This is a genomic window from Myxosarcina sp. GI1(2024) (genome assembly GCF_053543375.1).
In genome coordinates this window covers 1-16,753 of the sequence record NZ_JBKGTY010000017.1, presented here as the reverse complement: position 1 = coordinate 16,753, position 16,753 = coordinate 1, and the positions used below count along the sequence as shown (strand labels likewise).

Sequence of the window (16,753 nt, the reverse complement as noted above, 5' to 3'; positions counted from 1 at the left end):
ATTTTTTGCAACAGAACCGGCGATTTGCCCCTTGTTTAAAACGGCACCTGCAAACCGACTCCTACAGCCAACTCATTATCCTCTCTCACTCTCAACTGATGCCAGGTAGAAGAACCAACGCGATTGGTCAGATACAATTCTATGTAGGGATCGCTATTGGTAACCGATGCTTCGCGGTTTAACAAAGATAACGGTGTCCAACGTACCGCCACTGTCCAGGGGATTTTATCTTCTAATCTCCCGTCGATAAAAGCATTACCCTCTCCTGCGAAATTCGCTCCTACTTCACCAATTAAACTAAATTCCTTACTAACACCATAAGCACCGCCTAAGTTAAACCCTGCTAAGTCTACCCCCTCACGCTGCACGTAGCCCAAAATTGGCGTGAGCCACACGGCATTATTGCGGGAGATTTGATAGTGTATGGGTAGAGATATGGTGACGATAATCAATTCTCCTTCAAAATTGTCGTCCCCTCCAGGAGTAAAAAACGGTACAGATTTATCGAGATCGCGGCGATCGAATTCTTCGCTGTCGTTGGCGCGAAAATTGACAAACGGTTCGTTGGTAATACCAGCGGTAGCGGCGAGACTGAGAGTTACAGGAGCATTTTCTGCTTGGTTGAGCATGCGTATCTTACCAGCGATCCCTTGTTCCGATTCGTCTACCTCACCAAAAACATAATCTAGATAAATACCAGCTTCAAAATCTTCCACGAACCCATAACGCAGTGCTGTCAAAATTCCTTGACTGCCTGCTTGTAAATTAAATAAAAACTGTCCGTTAGCTACAGTTCCCCCATCGAAAAAAGCCAAGCCGTCGGTAGTCAAACGCCTCTCTTCTCGACTCAGATCTCCAGAAAAGCGATCGCCATACTTACGGTTAGCCGCAAACAAATCGGGCATAAAAACCAAATTAGTACCAATACCAACCAAATCGCGATCGCCCGTTAGAGAAAGCGGCGCGTAACTGGCAAAGGTATTAGTGGCAAACACATCGAAAGCTAGTTGAGGATTAACCAAATAGCGCAAGCCTGCGTTATAAACAATTACTTCATCTGGTTCTCCCGACTCTCGGCTAATGCTGTTATTACCCGTCAGAGGAAACATGGCATCTCCCCAAATATAGAGTCGAGAATTTACTTGATAAGATAAACCCGCACCCAAACCAAGCATCGTACCAAAAGAACTGTCATCATCATTGGGGAGACGCTGGAAAAATTCGGCGTTTTCATCGTTAAAAAAAGCCAGAGTCGGCGCAATATTAAACTGCCAGCGATCGCCAACCGTAGTAGTAAAAGGAACTGCTAAAGATACAAATACGTTGCGGTTGTTAATTTCAATGATTCGATCTCCTCTGGTAAACTGAAAGCCGCGAGTTCCCCAAGAGGCTGAGACTACGCCACTTAATAAGCTAGTACCATCAGTATTACTCCAGAGTCTTTGTTTAATTTCAATCGCCGCTTCGTTGTCTTCGGTACGTTCGGAGGCAAAATCTCCTTGTTTGGCAGGATTACTACTATCTACGTGCTGAAACTGGAGAGTAAGCTGCAAATCGTCGCTAATTCCCCAGCTAAAACCAGTATTAAAGTTAACGGCGGTATCGTCATCATCTAAAGTGCCAATTTCCACTAAATCTGGCAAAAAAAATAGACGGGTAGTTAAGTTAAAACTTACTTCTCCCCGTCTCAAATGTTGTGCCGTCGGTATGACTAATAATTGTTCTGATAGAGGCGTAAAGGTAACTCGAGGGCGAGCGCCTTCTGGCTCGACCGCTATCCCCTCTACTGCAGAATTAGCATGAGCCAGAGCGTTTCCAGTCAGCAAAAAAAATATTCCGCAGCTAACACCTAAAATTTGTTTGTCCATGCGATCGCCCCAACCTCTTCACACCGAAGTCGATTGTAGCAGCTTGCTTGGCAAAATTGGTATTAGCTATGTCATACCCAGATTCGACTTATTTTTCGCAGTCGATGGCGGTGATTTCATAGCGATCGCTGCAAGAAACTAAATATTGAGATAAGTTTAAGGCAATTTATATTTAAAATCGCTTTTGCCTTGATAGCCCGATAATTCGGCTAGTTCCGCAGCTGTTTTAGTTCCAGGATACAATTCGCCGTTAATTTCCCAGGTAGGATAAGATTGTATCCCTGCGGCGATACAAGCATCTCTTTGAGAATTTACACCCTGGGGATCGCACTCGATATAGTTAATTTTCTCAAACGCTTCTTTACCAAATATCTGTTTCTGTTCGTAACAGTGAGGACACCAGAAAGCACCGTATTCTTTCGCTCCAATTGCGCTTAAATGTTCTGCTAAGGCTATTTCTGATTCTCCAGAAGTGGTAGTTACTTTCCAACCATAAGGAGGCTTAGGCTCGGTTTGAGCGACGGGAATGGGAATTAAACCATCGGCATCCGCCACTTCTTCTTGAATTATCGTTTCGTCGGCAACGGGATTATTGACATCGGCATAAACCGCTAGAGTTCCCATTAGAGTTAGAACCGCGACGATCGCACCAGTAAATAGAATTTGTCCGATATCTTCCCAGTATCTACCTACTATGGTTAAAACTAACAAGCTTAAAGAAAATAACGCCGAACCAATGCAGTAAAGACATACAAGTTGAATTTGGGTTGCCAACACATACATCAGATAGGCACTAAATATTGTCATTGCGGTACTACCAGCCAGCAATAGCCACCAAGTTAGACCGTCGAGATTTTTTTTAAGCTCTTTTTGCCGTTCGCTATCGATTGCTAGGGGAACTAGAGCGAAAGCTGCCATACTGAGATATGCCAAAAAACCAAATAAGCTTAATGGTAAGCCAAATACGGTAGCGTAAGGGCTGTTAAGTACTCCGCTACAGCCTCCATTCGCTACAGCCTCCAACGAACAGACAACTTCGCCTCCCGTTAACTTGGTGACTGTGAGGTAAGCGGTGAGAACTGCTCCAGCAATGGCGATCGCTCCAATTATCGAGCGAGACCAGCGATGTATCCAAGGAAGAGAACGTCGGCGGCGCATAGTTAATAGTTCTTAATAAACAAACACTGTGAATGAGTTTTCTGAATGCAGAAATTATAACTCAAGCAACGTATTGACCGAGAAATAAGCCAGAATCACCGCCTTATTGATTAAGTTAAATATATACACGTGCTTAACTGCCTAAATTATTATTGCTGGCTGTTTACTTTGGTTCGCCAATTAGCCTCGAGCTTTTTTTCTGGGCTAGCTTGTGTTTCTCTAGCAGCTTCTACAAATTGCGAAACCCGAATCGGATCTATGGTTTCCGTAATCTTACCGTGACGCTTGAGAGAACTAGCTACAATTACACCATCTGCTACCTGCATCAGTTGAGCGATGTTGTCGCAGTTAGCACCACTACCAATAAACACGGGGGTATCTCCAGCCGCCGCTGCCGCTATTTCTAAATATTCTTGACTGGGAGGGCTTCCCGTTGCCCAACCTGAGAGAATGATTGCGTCAGCTAACCCGCGATCGATCGTATCTCGTACTGCAACCGTTATATTAGGGGTAGCTAGAGGATGAGCGTGTTTGACCAAAACGTCAGCTAAAATCGCCACATCAGTACCCAATTCTCGCCGATATCTCAACAACTCATGAGCCTGCCCTTCGATTAAACCTTGGTCTGTCGCCATAACTCCCGTTAAGACATTAACCCGAATAAACTGAGCTTCGACACAGGAAGCGACCGCCATAGCACTGCGGGCATCATTGCGTAAAACGTTGATCCCAATCGGTAACATCACCATTCCTTTGAGGCGATCGACAATTAAAGTCATAGCACTTACCACTGCCGGATCGACGCGCTCTTTGGCAAAAGGTGCATCAAAAAAGTTTTCAATAATAATTCCATCTACTCCTCCTGCGGCTAAAGCTGTTGCTTCTTGTTCGGCTCTAGCAATTACTGCTTGTAGCTTTCCTTGCCAACGAGGAGAAGTAGGCAAGGGAGATAAATGAACCACTCCGATAATTGGTGCATGTGTATTAAAAATTTGTTCTAAATTCACGCTGTTTTTCCCTTCCGCCATTCAAAGCCTGCTTTATAACCCGTCTAAAAGTTATTATTATCTCAGACAAACTGAGATAGTTCATAGTTTTAATTGAATTTTGTCATCAAAACACCTGCTTTGCTCCTAGCGATCGCCATTCGACTAGAGTGGTTGTTTGCTGAATAAATAAATTTTTTCTAAAAAACTTTGTCTGTTAAGATATTTTAACGATATTATATATGAGGATCGGTCTGGGTATATTTAGCCAAACTCACCATAGTTTATGTAAATCTATAGTCCAGAAACGGTGTCTTGAAAATTAAAACGTTTGCGACAAAACAACTGTCGAGTATGAGGCGATCTGACTCGCTGAGCGAGAGATTGCTTTCACATCTTCAAACATGGGGATGTTACAGACCAAATCGTAACGCTCCAAACCACGAGATATTGTGTCTGACCCAGTCTAGATCGAATTATATTTTGACTCGATTATTATCAAAGTGAATTATATGCTCGATAAGCCCACAGTGGCATTATCCCATTTAGGATGCGAAAAAAATCGCATAGATTCAGAACATATGCTTGGGTTGCTCGCTCGAGCTGGTTATCAAATAGATTCCAACGAAGAATTAGCCGATTACGTTATTGTTAATACTTGTAGTTTTATTCAAGATTCTAGAGAGGAGTCAGTTAGGACTCTGGTAGAGCTTGCTGAAGCCAATAAAAAAATTATTATAGCTGGCTGTATGGCGCAGCACTTTCAATCCGAACTGTTAGCAGAATTGCCAGAAGCAGTAGCGATAGTGGGTAGCAGTGACTATCATAAGATAGTCGACATCATCAAGCGTATTGCTACTGGTGAACGGGTAGAGGAAGTATCTTCTCAGCCTACCTATATTGCCGATGAAACGGTTCCTCGCTATCGCACTACCACTGAAGGCGTAGCCTATCTACGAGTAGCCGAAGGATGCGATTATGGCTGTTCTTTTTGTATCATCCCTCATCTAAGAGGCAAACAGCGATCGCGTTCTATTGAATCGATTGTCGCCGAAGCAGAAGAATTGGCGGCTCAAGGAGTCAAAGAAATTATTCTAATTTCCCAGATTACTACCAATTATGGTGTGGATTTATATGGCGAACCCAAATTAGCAGAACTTCTATATGAATTAGGTAAAGTCGATATACCTTGGATTCGAATTCACTATGCCTATCCTACGGGACTAACCCCTAAAGTAATTACTGCTATTAGGAATACGGGAAATATTCTGCCTTATTTAGATTTACCGCTTCAACATTCTCACCCAGAAATTTTACGAGCCATGAATCGCCCTTGGCAGGGAAGGGTTAATGATGCCATCATTGAACGAATTAAACGGCAACTTCCAGAAGCTATCTTACGTACTACCTTTATCGTGGGCTTTCCAGGCGAAACCGAGGCTCATTTCCAGCATCTGACAGAATTCGTCGAACGCCATCAGTTCGACCATGTCGGGGTGTTCGTTTTTTCTCCAGAAGTTGAAGCTCCTGCCTATCATCTTCCGCACCGAGTTCCCCCAGAAATTAGTTCGTCTCGTCGAGACATTCTCATGCAAATTCAACAACCAATTGCTGCAGCTAAAAATCAGGCTAATGTCGGCAAAATCGTCGAGGTTTTGGTCGAACAAGAAAATCCTCAAACAGGACAACTAATCGGTCGTTCGGCTCGATTTGCTCCTGAAGTAGACGGGATAGTCTACGTGCGTGGTGAAGCTAACCTCGGTTCGCTGGTACCCGTGAGAATTACCGCTGCCGATATTTACGATCTTTATGGCGAAGTTGTCAGTTTAGTTGCCGATTCAATCGCGTAGATTTCGACTCGTCTCCTTCGATGCAGCTCACTAAAATATTTCTCTTCTACAGCCTAGAGGAATGTAACTAACCAAACAAAGCGGCAAAAACTGTAAAGTTTTTTAAAGCAAAGTTAATAATAGAAACCATATATTGACAGATAACCTACCTATGACCACAACTTTTAAAGAACTCGGGCTATCACAAGCCTGTCTAGAACAACTAGAAGCTCTAGGATTTATCGAACCGACTCAAATTCAGCAGCAGGCGATACCTTTTCTGCTCCAAGGTAAAGATATTGTCGGACAATCTCAAACTGGAACTGGTAAAACCGCTGCCTTTTCACTACCGGCATTAGACCTAGTCGATCCTAAAAACAAAAATGTTCAGGTGCTAATTTTAACGCCTACTAGAGAACTAGCCCAACAAGTGGGACAGGCAATCAAAGATTTCTCAGAAAACCGTCGGATCTACGCTCTAACGGTGTATGGCGGTCAATCAATTGAAAGACAAATTCGTAGTTTGCGTAGGGGAGTGCAGATCGTAATCGGTACTCCCGGTCGAGTAATCGATCTTCTAGAACGTAAAGATTTAAATTTAGATAGTTTGCGCCTGGCAATTCTCGATGAAGCCGATGAAATGCTGAGTATGGGCTTTATCGACGATATTAAAACTATCCTGCGACAAGCTCCTCAAGAGAGACAAACTGCCTGTCTGTCTGCTACCATGCCGCAAGAAATCAAAGATTTAATCGATCGCTTCTTGCACTCCCCCATAACTCTAACGGTCAAGCAAACTCAGGCAGCACCCAAGAGAATCGACCAGCGTGTTTACATGGTGCCTCGCGGTTGGCAAAAAATTAAAGCTCTCCAGCCAATACTAGAAATTGAAGAACCAGAATCGGCAATTATCTTCGTGCGTACCAAACGCACCGCTAGCGAACTTACCAGCAAGCTACAAGAAGCAGGACATAGCGTCGATGAATATCACGGCAATCTCAGCCAAATGCAGCGCGAACGGTTAGTAAAACGCTTCCGCGATGGTCAGATCGAGCTAGTAGTAGCTACCGATATTGCAGCTAGAGGTTTAGACGTACAGGATTTGTCTCACGTAATTAATTACGATCTACCTGACAATGCCGAAACCTATATTCACCGCATCGGACGTACGGGAAGAGCCGGCAAAACGGGCACGGCAGTTGCTATAGTTCAGCCAGCCGATCGCCGTACCCTCAAACAAATCGAGCGTCGCCTGCGTCAAAAACTAGAGGTGGCTCAAATTCCCAATCGCGCTCAGGTAGAAGCTAAAAGATTTGCCAAACTGCAGACGACGATTAAAGAAACTCTGGCAGGAGAAAGAATGGCATCATTCTTACCTTTAGTTAGAGAATTAAGCGATGATTATGACGCGCAGGCGATCGCGGCGGCGGCTTTGCAAATGGTCTACGATAAAGACTGTCCTAACTGGATGAAAGGTGATTGGGAGGTTCCTCAAGGAGGAGTAGAAAAACCAATTCTCAAGAAAAAAGGTAATCGTTCTTCTCGTAAAGACCGCTATAGCAACTCTAAATCTCCATCAAAAGATAAATCCTCTGGTGGTAGAATGAGGTCTGAAGTAATTATCGAACAATAATTTAGTTGGGATGGGATTTTAAAACATTATCGCCAACGAGCTAATGCTATAAAATCCGCTCTCTAGCGTCGATAAACTGACGACAAATAAATTCAATACCAATCTCGCTCTCCGTCGTTTAGTATCTCGTTGCTAACTTCGGATAGCAAATTTAAATTTTAATGGTATGACAGCCCGTGATCCCCATCGTTTCTCCTGCAAAAATTTCAAATCCTCAGTCTGTAAGCCGCACTGAGAAATGGCAAGGTTTGATTGAAACTTATCGTGCTTATTTACCAGTAGGCAAAGCTACTCCTGTAGTTACTTTACTAGAAGGAAATACGCCACTAATCCCCGTTCCCACCATTGCCAAACGAATTGGTCGCGGTGTAAAAGTGTACGTCAAATATGACGGACTCAACCCCACCGGCAGCTTTAAAGACCGAGGAATGACGATGGCAATTTCTAAAGCCAAAGAAGCGGGGGCGGAAGCCGTAGTTTGCGCTAGTACGGGTAATACTTCAGCTGCTGCCGCTGCCTACGCTCGTCGTGGAGGAATGCGAGCTTTTGTAGTGATTCCCGATGGTTATGTAGCTTTAGGCAAACTAGCACAGGCCTTACTATACGGTGCGGAAGTAATCGCCATTCAAGGTAACTTTGATGACGCTTTAGAGATAGTGCGATCGCTTGCCGAAAATTATCCCGTTACTCTAGTCAATTCCGTCAATCCCTATCGTCTAGAAGGGCAAAAAACTGCAGCCTTTGAAATAATAGATGTTTTGGCTGATGCTCCCGACTGGCTCTGTATTCCCGTAGGTAATGCAGGAAATATTACCGCTTACTGGATGGGCTTTTGCGAATATCATCAGGCGAATAAAAGTACTCGTCTCCCTAAGATGATGGGATTTCAGGCGGCTGGTGCCGCACCGCTAATCTCTGGCAAACCAGTAACCACACCCGATACGGTAGCCACAGCGATCCGCATCGGCAACCCCGCTAACTGGCAAAAAGCAATCGCCGTAAGGGAAGCGAGCCAGGGAGAATTTAATATTGTTACCGATGAAGAAATTTTAGCTGCCTATCGACTGTTAGCCTCGTCAGAAGGCATTTTTTGCGAACCTGCTAGTGCGACTTCTGTAGCTGGCTTGCTCAAGGTGAAAGAGCGAGTCCCGCAAAACGCTACGGTGGTTTGTGTCCTGACGGGCAATGGCTTAAAAGATCCCAGTAGCGCGATCGACCATAGCGTCAATCAAGTTAAAACTATGAAACTCGACCTAGAAATGGTTGCTAAGGCAATGGGTTTTTACTAAACTCGCATAGTTATAGCTTTGACCAACTAAGCTACATTTCTCGTCGATAATTTTCTAAAAGTTCTAGGAGATCTCTCTGCTTTTGAGTAGGAACGAGATCGAACAAAGACAGTTCCTTCTTGCCACCACCTAACTTAACGGCAATACTGCGTAATAGATCGCTAATTGCAGCTTCACTCAAAGCATCATCTTCTAATAGAGAATAGGCTTTTTCCGCTACGGTCGTATGTAAATGAGCATCCGCTAAATACAAATGCCATTTAGCAACGTCGATGTAGATATTTTCGCCAATTTGCGCTGCTAAGGTTTCGATTTCTCTGGTATTAGCCATTTGATTTTACCGATGAATAATCTGCGATCGCTTTAATGTAAATAAAGTGTAGTGCTAAAATCCCAAACCAAATACCGTTGACCCACAGCAACCAAGACCATTCAGCAGACTTAAGGTTATGAACGAACCACAAGCCGGAGTTTACCGCAGCGTAAAGGGCTACGTGAATGGCAAAATTCATGATGTCGTCTATGCGTCTGTATTCGGGATCGGTTTTGCGGTCTGGTTTGCGAGGCCAACGAGGGGGCATAGATATTTAAGCGTACAATAATATTGGATTCCTTATTTATTGTATCGGTTTGAGTGGCGGTTTTATTGTCTGGGTTGCTAATTATTTATGTGTTTACAGTGTTGAAATATCTTCGTTTCCATGATGAAAGCAGAGGTGGGAATACCCGACTACATAACGCATTACTACAGCCAAAGCAGTGACATTTTGAAAAATATTTGCAGTCAACCAGACGATGAAGCAGGAGAACTCTTGCGTAATCTTAAAGAAAGCGGCAAACGAATCTGGTTACATCCTGGTTATCTTGAAGAACGCTGCCAAGTTGAAGCTTGGCTTTACAAAGAGTTTATCAACAAGGGGAAGAAGCCACATCTCAAACATCCCCTATATTTTGTTTTGGGAGAGTGTGACGACTTTTTCCAAGAGTAAGGCTTTTTTAGTGATGCCAAGCCGCTTAAGCTGCAACTTCCACTGTCTCTATTCGATCGCGATGCCATTTCGTTTACTTATCCCGACAGTATGCCGAGCTTGGCGGTCGCTACAGACACCACTGGACGAGCCGTTCCCTATCGCAAACCAATTCACGGACAGGTGTTTATTTTAGAGGAAATTACCGACGTAATTAAAAAATACGGTATGCCAGGCGATCGCTGGAAAACGGAAGAGCATTGGCGATACGATCGCTTCATTGAAGTACAAATTTGGGACGACAGACCGATTTGGCAATTTTTAAACAGAACCAAAAATAGCTACGATATTTAAAAGATAATTGTCAGCCAGACAAACAAGGGAGAAAACGGTAAATGACTGGAAGTTGTGTTTGTGGCGCGATCGTTTTTGAGGTAACGGCAATTCCTGGAGTTGTTTTTAACTGTCACTGTACTCGCTGCCGAAAATCTCACGGCGCGGCTTTTGCTACACAAGCCTTTGCCGTACGCAAGAGTTTAAACTTTATTCGCGGCGAAGAATATCTCAAAGAATATGAATCTACTAAGGGTATTAGAACCTTTTGTTCTATTTGCGGTTCGAGATTAATGAATTACGCTAAAGATGGCGCAGATTATCTAAGCGTTGCTCTTTCCTGTATCGATAGTCCTCACCAGGAAAAACCCATCGCTCATGCTTTTGTCGCCAATAAAGCAGGCTGGCATCAACCTTCCCAAGATATTCCTAGTTACTCAGGATTGCCTACAGATTTTATGTAGTCATTGTTAGTGGTCGATCTTCAACTATCAACAATCAACGATCGATAACCGCGCAATTCTACAATATTTGTGAGTGGGATGAGCTTGACTATTCAGCAAAATAATCTCCCGATTTGCCGCCAGTTTTAGAAACCAAACCAATATTTTCAATCTGCATCGATTTTTCTAGAGCCTTCGCCATATCGTAGAGAGTCAAGGCGGCTACAGATACGGCAGTTAAAGCCTCCATTTCCACTCCCGTTTCGGCTTTGGTAATTACCGAAGCGCGAATTTGATATCCTGGCAAATCGCGATCGCAGCTAATTTTGACTTCTATTTTACTTAGGGGTAAAGGATGACACAGGGGAATTAGATTGGCAGTTTGTTTGGCAGCCATAATTCCCGCTAGCTTTGCCGTACCGATAACGTCTCCTTTTGGTGCATTACCGGCTTCAATAATCTCTAAAGTAGATGCAGACATTTTGATTCTGCCTGTGGCTACTGCTTGACGGTGAGTAAGTTGCTTGGCAGAAACGTCTACCATTTGCGCCTCTCCCGTTTCGTTGAGATGAGTGAGAGAATTAAAGTTAGCTTTTTGCATAAATAGTTATTATTGTGCTAATATTATAAATCGTTGAGTAAACAAGATAATTATTGTTGACTCAAAAATCTGCCGAAGAGAGTTTTGGCAGCCGTTTTGAGCGATCTCAATTTAGGGCGTGTAGCTCAGTGGATTAGAGCACATGGCTACGAACCATGGAGTCAGGGGTTCAAATCCCTTCTCGCCCGTAAATAATTAAACAATTAAACTCGATTGAGATTAACAATCAATTGCGTAAACATCTCTAACTTTTCCCAAAGCAAAGTTAAAAGATTGGCGGATGTTTTTGCTCGATTGAGTAACAAAAATAATTAATGCCGTAAGAGCCAATAATGCTGCTAGGGAAAAGACACCACGATAGCCAACCGTAAACGCTAAAGCTCCCAGAACGGGACCTGCTAAGGCAATTCCCAGATCGAAACCACCCATACACAGCGCGAAAACCTTGCCTCGCTCATTGGCATAAGAGCGATCGGAAATTAGTGCCAAGATCAGTGGAATTAAAATTCCGGCTCCCGCTCCCTCTGCTAATGCTGCCAAGAGCAAAGTTGGAGCATTTTCAGCATTAGCCAAAAGTGTCATGGAAATAATATAGCAAATCAGACTGCCGCTAATAAATAAACCCCGTCCGTAGCGATCGCTAGCCTTGCCAGCAAATAAACGAACAGAAAAAGAAGCGATCGCTACTGTCGTATAAAATAAACCTACATTAAAAGAAATTCCTAACTCGCGGACATATAAAGGCAAAAAGGCGACTAAAGTACCAAAAACTAACCCTACTAGTAATAAAACCGTAGCAGGAATAACCAAAGCAGGACTTTGGGTAAGCTCCCAGAAATTGCGCTCCCTTGGTGAAAACTGTTGCTGAGTAAATATTTCCTCATCTCTAGCTGCCTCTTGCAAGCGACTGGCTAATAATAATCCCGTAAAACCACAAAGAGAAGAAAACCAAAATATTACTTCATAGCCAGTACCCTCGGCAAGAAAATTCCACTGCCAGCGAGCACTATAAGCCTGTAAAAATCCTCCCAAAGCAGGACCGATAGACATTCCCGTAGGCACTGCCAAATTCATATAGCCAATTAATTCTCCTCGTTGTTGACGAGGCGCGAAATCTACTACCAATGCACTGTAACCGATGGTAAATGAGGCTATACTGATTCCATGAAAAGCTCGAATCGCCGCCAACCCCAAAATCGACTGGACCACTGAATAACAGATAGGAGCAGTTGCAGCGACACTAATACCAATTAAAATAACCAATTTACGACTGCGGCGATCGGCTACCCTTCCCAACCAGGTACGAGAGCACAACAACCCAATGGCAAAACTACCCATTACTAATCCTACCTGTTGAGTAGTTCCCCCCACATCCTGCACGTAAGCGGGTAAAGTCGGTAATAATATAGTGATGCTAATCCAAAAGAGCAGACCGACACAAAACAATATAGCTAAGTTGCGCTTGGTATTTATTGCTAGAACTTTCCAGGCTTTCACGAATCCTTTTGTAATTTAATATTGCCAGCACTGAGGGCAATCTGGTAAATATCATCCCCCGATTATGATTAACTTTAACATTCCTTAATAAAAGCTGCGCTCTAACTTTGGATAGACAGAGAGATAAAAACTAACAATAAGATTTGAGCGATCGCCAAATGAAAAAAACTTGAGACGAGATCGGGCTGATTTTGTAGCTTTCAATCAATAGCTTTCGCTAATAATAATTCTCGCCCAGAAACCTTTAACGGCTAGTTTACGGACTAAATCTTCAGCATTATCCTGACTGCTGAAAATTCCTACTTGAATTACATCGCCTTTGGGAAATGCTTTAGGCTCGATCGCTCTAACTTGCTCTAGCAATTCTTTTTCATTGCCAAATACTTCAACTCGGTAGTCGCGATCGTCTCTTGGCGGCGCACTAAAAGTATATTCTCGCTGTTGCTCTTTGCTGGTGTAGGTAGGCGGTTCGAGATCCACTGGTACTATTGGCTCGTACTTGTGTTTGATAATTCGGTTTGGAGGAGACAAAGGAGGAGGGGGTGGCAAAAGCTCGGTAATCAATTCCTTATTTTGTGCCTTGGTAGGAATAGCAGTAGCTATAATAATAAATCCCATGCCGATTAGCGATCGCCCGAGCGTTGGCAAGATCGTAGCTGTGGATAAATAATTGTCAGCCAGGAAATTGAGCTTATTTGTCATAATAAAAAGACGAGCCTACTATTTTAAAAATACCCTTAATATTTATTGAAGTTAACAGTATTGTAAAGTTCCATGAACAAAGTCGTTGTCGGCTTATCTGGTGGCGTTGATAGTTCCGTTGCAGCAGCTACCCTGCACGATCGAGGTTATGAAGTTATCGGTCTTACCCTGTGGTTGATGAAGGGTAAAGGTCAGTGCTGTTCTGAAGGAATGGTAGATGCAGCGCGGATTTGCCAAGAATTGAATATACCCCATCACATCGTCGATAGTCGGGAAGTATTTCAAGCCAATATTGTCGATTACTTGGTGGCTGGCTATGAGGCGGGAGTCACTCCATTACCTTGTTCTCAGTGCAATCGGACGGTAAAATTCGCGCCCATGTTAAAATACGCCAGAGAAGAACTGGGTGCGGATAAGATTGCTACAGGTCATTATGGCAGAATAAATTACGCTCCAGCTACGGAAAGGTATCAATTACTGAGAGCGATCGACCGTAATAAAGACCAGACTTACTTTCTATACGACTTGACCCAAGAATTACTGGCGGGTGCGATCTTTCCCTTGGGCGATCGCACCAAAGATGAAACGAGAAAAACCGCCAACGAATTCGGTCTGACAACTGCTGATAAGCCTGAAAGCCAAGATTTATGCTTGATCGAAGCTCACGGTTCGATGCGGACGTTTTTAGATCGCTATATCAGCCAAAAAGAAGGAGATATCGTCGATTTAGATGGGAAAGTGCTAGGGAAACACCAAGGAATTCACCACTACACTATCGGACAGAGAAGGGGTTTGGGTATTGCCGCTGCCGAACCACTATACGTGGTCAAACTAGATCCCGTAATGAATCGTGTAATCGTCGGCGATCGCGCTTCTGGAGCTAGTTCTGAATGTACGGTATCGCGAGTCAACTGGGTTTCTATCGCCAAACCCACTACTCCGATCCGTGCTGAAGTACAAATCCGCTATCGTGCTAAACCAGTAGCAGTAAATTTAATTCCTTTAGAAGACGACAGATTTCGCTTGGTATTTGACGAACCACAATTCGGCATTACTCCAGGACAAGCCGCCGTTTGGTATGACGGAGAAGTATTGTTAGGTGGTGGCATTATCGATCGTCCATAGAGACGAATATTGTTTCTTACCGTTTTGAGCGATCGTTAATGTCAAGGTTAGGCATTTAGCGATCGCATTTGCTGAAAACTTAGCAATAAAAACTTACAGGGTTACGAACTTATATTAGGACATTCATTACTCATATGCTATTCATGAGGAGGGATATTTGATGATAAGTGTGGTAACTTTCATCTTCTGTCTTTTCCTCACTTTTTCCTAATTCACATCAGACGTTTAATCGAATTACAATTCATCTTTCATACTCAATCCTGGTCTAGGCATGGCTGCTATTTTACGTTTATTTAACTGACGCAGCCAAAAACCACCGATAACGGCAATTATTAGCGTTATCCAGCCAGTAACGGGCTGTAATAGTAGAAAACCACCGATCGCTAGCATCGAGTCAAACAACAGCAAACTGGCAGCAATTACTCTGAGAAGATCTCTACCTAAATTTTGTGCGGCGGCTATTCCCGTTCGTTCTCTTTGTCTTTGCCAGCCAATTCCCCCAGGGCGCACTAAAAGGTAAAATTCATCTAGAGTTGCATCGGATTCTGGAGGGGTGAGATACATCACTGTTATCCACACTAAAGCAGTAGCTGCCGAAATAATTAGTAGCCGATAGCCAAAATCAATTTGGTTGAACTCGGGATTGATACTAGTAATTAAACCAATAATAAATCCCCCAAGCATGGCGGCTAATTCGGCAGCAGCATTGATGCGCCACCAAAACCAGCGCAGAATTAAGACTAAACCAGGACCCGTGCCGATCGCAATTACCAAGCGAAATACGGTTGTGATATCATTGGCATAAAAAGCTGCGATCGCGCCAAACACCGTAACTAATACCGAAGTCAGTCTACCGACGTTAACTAATTCGCTTTGGCTGGCATTGGGTTGGAGAAAACGACGGTAAATATCGTTAGTTAAGTAAGAAGCACCCCAGTTAATCGAAGTGGAAACCGTACTCATAAACGCCGCAATTAGAGAAGTTACTACCAAACCCAACATTATAGGCGGTAAAAAATCTAGCATCAGTTTGGGATAGCCCAACTCTCTATCTTCTAAGTCGGGATAAATGACCATTGCCACTAATGCCACCACGATCCAAGGCCAAGTGCGGACTACGTAGTTCAATACATTAAAAAACCAAGAAGACTTTTCCGCTTCCGCTTCGTCTTTCGCCGCAGCCAAACGCTGAATGAATTCGCCACCGCCATCGCTACGCCGAAATGACCACCACTGAAGAAATAAATAGGCAGAAAAAGTACTGAGGGGAATACCCGCCGCCTCACTCCAGCCAAATCTACCGTTGTCAAACTGCAAGGGAAAAAAACTTAATACGTCAATCTCAGTTATTTGCTGTACCTGGGTAATTAGTTGGTGCATCCCACCGACACTGTTTACTGCAACGATCGCAGTGGCGATCGCCCCAAACAAAGCCAGAAAAAACTGCAAGAAGTCTGTAGCTACTACTCCCCACAACCCCGAAAAACCGGCATACACTAGAACTAAAATACTAACTCCGATGACACTCCACAGCTTACCGTTTTCCCCCGGTGCAAAGCCTAGACTCTGCCATAGCTGCAGCGCATCAACTACTTTAACCATCGCCAACATCGCGTAGCCAATCCCAATACAGTTGATCGGTACGGCAAATAAAAAGGCTTTAGTTGCTCTTAAAATTGCGGCGGTTTTGCCTCCGTAACGCATCTCGAGCAACTCGGCATCGGTGACAATTTGCGATCGCCGCCAGAGTCGGGAAAAAACATAGATCAACACTACATGAGCTATGCCAAAACTCCACCATTCCCAATTACCAGCAATACCTCGACTAGCTACCACACCGCAGATATAGAGTGGAGTATCGATCGAAAAAGTAGTAGCTGCCATACTCGTTCCTGCTAACCACCAGGGCAGCGATCGCCCAGAAACAAAGAAGTCTTCTAAGCTATTGGCGGCTTTGCGGGATAGAAATAATCCCAAGGCAATAGTGAGGATAAAGTAAAGCAGAACGATGAGCCAGTCGATTAGTTGCATTTTGTCGTGCTATTTAGATTTTGCTTCTACAACTTTATAACTCCGATTGAAAAAATAGACTGGAAGCTTTAAAAGGCGATCGTCAAGGGCAATATAATATTCGCATTAATCACCAGTATCGAATATGTTTTATTTGGTCGGATGATGGGGTTCGAGATGTTGAGCTCGTTTATCAATAACTGTTCGCGACCAAATTAATTTCTTATCTTGCCAATTGGTTGCGGTTAAATTAAACGGTAGTGCTAAAGATGTAATGAAGCATTATAGTAATGCACGAAGTGCCAGATAGC

General features: G+C 43.6%; 16 protein-coding genes, 1 tRNA gene and 1 pseudogene. 9 read left to right on the top strand and 9 right to left on the bottom strand.

The window, feature by feature from the left end; genetic code table 11:
* Nucleotides 1-35 precede the first annotated feature (35 nt).
* From ACLFKQ_RS29345 to btpA, 3 genes are all read right to left on the bottom strand, one after another.
* Nucleotides 36-1,868, bottom strand: coding sequence for a hypothetical protein (locus ACLFKQ_RS29345; RefSeq protein WP_449003153.1), 1,833 nt, complete (start codon nt 1,866-1,868; stop codon nt 36-38).
* Nucleotides 1,869-2,024: 156 nt separating this feature from the next.
* Nucleotides 2,025-3,026: a vitamin K epoxide reductase family protein gene (locus tag ACLFKQ_RS29340; protein WP_449003152.1), complete on the bottom strand. Its 1,002-nt coding sequence runs from the start codon at nt 3,024-3,026 to the stop codon at nt 2,025-2,027.
* Between the two features lie 149 nt (nt 3,027-3,175).
* A complete protein-coding gene (gene btpA, locus ACLFKQ_RS29335) occupies nt 3,176-4,033 on the bottom strand; it encodes a photosystem I biogenesis protein BtpA (RefSeq protein WP_449003151.1) in 858 nt (285 codons plus the stop codon).
* Between the two features lie 491 nt (nt 4,034-4,524).
* On the opposite strand from btpA, the gene rimO reads away from it, so the two are divergent.
* The 3 genes from rimO to thrC all read left to right on the top strand — a co-directional run bounded on the left by rimO (nt 4,525) and on the right by thrC (nt 8,763).
* A complete protein-coding gene (gene rimO / locus ACLFKQ_RS29330) occupies nt 4,525-5,862 on the top strand; it encodes a 30S ribosomal protein S12 methylthiotransferase RimO (protein ID WP_449003150.1) in 1,338 nt (445 codons plus the stop codon).
* Nucleotides 5,863-6,013: 151 nt separating this feature from the next.
* Nucleotides 6,014-7,474, top strand: a complete 1,461-nt coding sequence (locus tag ACLFKQ_RS29325) for a DEAD/DEAH box helicase (protein ID WP_449003149.1) — start codon at nt 6,014-6,016, stop codon at nt 7,472-7,474.
* Nucleotides 7,475-7,653: 179 nt separating this feature from the next.
* Complete coding sequence (thrC, locus tag ACLFKQ_RS29320) at nt 7,654-8,763, top strand: threonine synthase (protein ID WP_449003192.1); 1,110 nt, start codon at nt 7,654-7,656, stop codon at nt 8,761-8,763.
* A gap of 31 nt (nt 8,764-8,794) precedes the next feature.
* On the opposite strand, the gene ACLFKQ_RS29315 is transcribed toward thrC, so the two are convergent.
* On the bottom strand, nt 8,795-9,094 hold the full coding sequence (locus ACLFKQ_RS29315; RefSeq protein WP_449003148.1) for a DUF3181 family protein: 300 nt from the start codon (nt 9,092-9,094) through the stop codon (nt 8,795-8,797).
* A complete protein-coding gene (locus tag ACLFKQ_RS29310) occupies nt 9,087-9,344 on the bottom strand; it encodes a 2TM domain-containing protein (protein ID WP_449003147.1) in 258 nt (85 codons plus the stop codon). The genes ACLFKQ_RS29315 and ACLFKQ_RS29310 overlap by 8 nt, the downstream gene beginning before the upstream one ends.
* Nucleotides 9,345-9,464: 120 nt before the next feature.
* On the opposite strand from ACLFKQ_RS29310, the gene ACLFKQ_RS29305 reads away from it, so the two are divergent.
* The 3 genes from ACLFKQ_RS29305 to ACLFKQ_RS29295 all read left to right on the top strand — a co-directional run bounded on the left by ACLFKQ_RS29305 (nt 9,465) and on the right by ACLFKQ_RS29295 (nt 10,528).
* The gene (locus ACLFKQ_RS29305) at nt 9,465-9,752 is read left to right on the top strand and encodes a hypothetical protein (protein ID WP_449003146.1); all 288 of its coding nucleotides are present in this window, start codon (nt 9,465-9,467) and stop codon (nt 9,750-9,752) included.
* A 90-nt stretch (nt 9,753-9,842) separates the two neighbouring features.
* Complete coding sequence (locus ACLFKQ_RS29300; RefSeq protein WP_449003145.1) at nt 9,843-10,085, top strand: hypothetical protein; 243 nt, start codon at nt 9,843-9,845, stop codon at nt 10,083-10,085.
* 41 nt (nt 10,086-10,126) lie between these two features.
* Nucleotides 10,127-10,528: a GFA family protein gene (locus ACLFKQ_RS29295; protein ID WP_449003144.1), complete on the top strand. Its 402-nt coding sequence runs from the start codon at nt 10,127-10,129 to the stop codon at nt 10,526-10,528.
* A gap of 88 nt (nt 10,529-10,616) precedes the next feature.
* Here the strand turns inward: ACLFKQ_RS29295 and moaC are convergent, their stop codons facing one another.
* Nucleotides 10,617-11,108, bottom strand: a complete 492-nt coding sequence (gene moaC / locus ACLFKQ_RS29290) for a cyclic pyranopterin monophosphate synthase MoaC (RefSeq protein WP_449003143.1) — start codon at nt 11,106-11,108, stop codon at nt 10,617-10,619.
* Nucleotides 11,109-11,222: 114 nt separating this feature from the next.
* Here moaC and ACLFKQ_RS29285 point away from each other — a divergent pair.
* Nucleotides 11,223-11,296: transfer RNA gene (locus tag ACLFKQ_RS29285), tRNA-Arg, on the top strand.
* 31 nt (nt 11,297-11,327) lie between these two features.
* On the opposite strand, the gene ACLFKQ_RS29280 is transcribed toward ACLFKQ_RS29285, so the two are convergent.
* Both ACLFKQ_RS29280 and ACLFKQ_RS29275 read right to left on the bottom strand, forming a co-directional pair.
* Nucleotides 11,328-12,605 carry an MFS transporter gene (locus tag ACLFKQ_RS29280; RefSeq protein ID WP_449003142.1) on the bottom strand — a complete coding sequence of 426 codons (1,278 nt, stop codon included), beginning with the start codon at nt 12,603-12,605 and terminating at the stop codon, nt 11,328-11,330.
* 204 nt (nt 12,606-12,809) lie between these two features.
* Complete coding sequence (locus tag ACLFKQ_RS29275) at nt 12,810-13,307, bottom strand: SPOR domain-containing protein (protein WP_449003141.1); 498 nt, start codon at nt 13,305-13,307, stop codon at nt 12,810-12,812.
* A gap of 72 nt (nt 13,308-13,379) precedes the next feature.
* On the opposite strand from ACLFKQ_RS29275, the gene mnmA reads away from it, so the two are divergent.
* Nucleotides 13,380-14,432, top strand: a complete 1,053-nt coding sequence (gene mnmA, locus ACLFKQ_RS29270) for a tRNA 2-thiouridine(34) synthase MnmA (RefSeq protein WP_449003140.1) — start codon at nt 13,380-13,382, stop codon at nt 14,430-14,432.
* 234 nt (nt 14,433-14,666) lie between these two features.
* Here mnmA and ACLFKQ_RS29265 read toward each other — a convergent pair whose 3' ends face one another.
* Nucleotides 14,667-16,463, bottom strand: coding sequence for a sodium:solute symporter family protein (locus ACLFKQ_RS29265; protein WP_449003139.1), 1,797 nt, complete (start codon nt 16,461-16,463; stop codon nt 14,667-14,669).
* Nucleotides 16,464-16,516: 53 nt separating this feature from the next.
* On the opposite strand from ACLFKQ_RS29265, the pseudogene ACLFKQ_RS29260 reads away from it, so the two are divergent.
* Nucleotides 16,517-16,642: pseudogene (locus ACLFKQ_RS29260) on the top strand (type II toxin-antitoxin system RelE/ParE family toxin); the annotation flags it as partial.
* Nucleotides 16,643-16,753 lie beyond the last annotated feature (111 nt).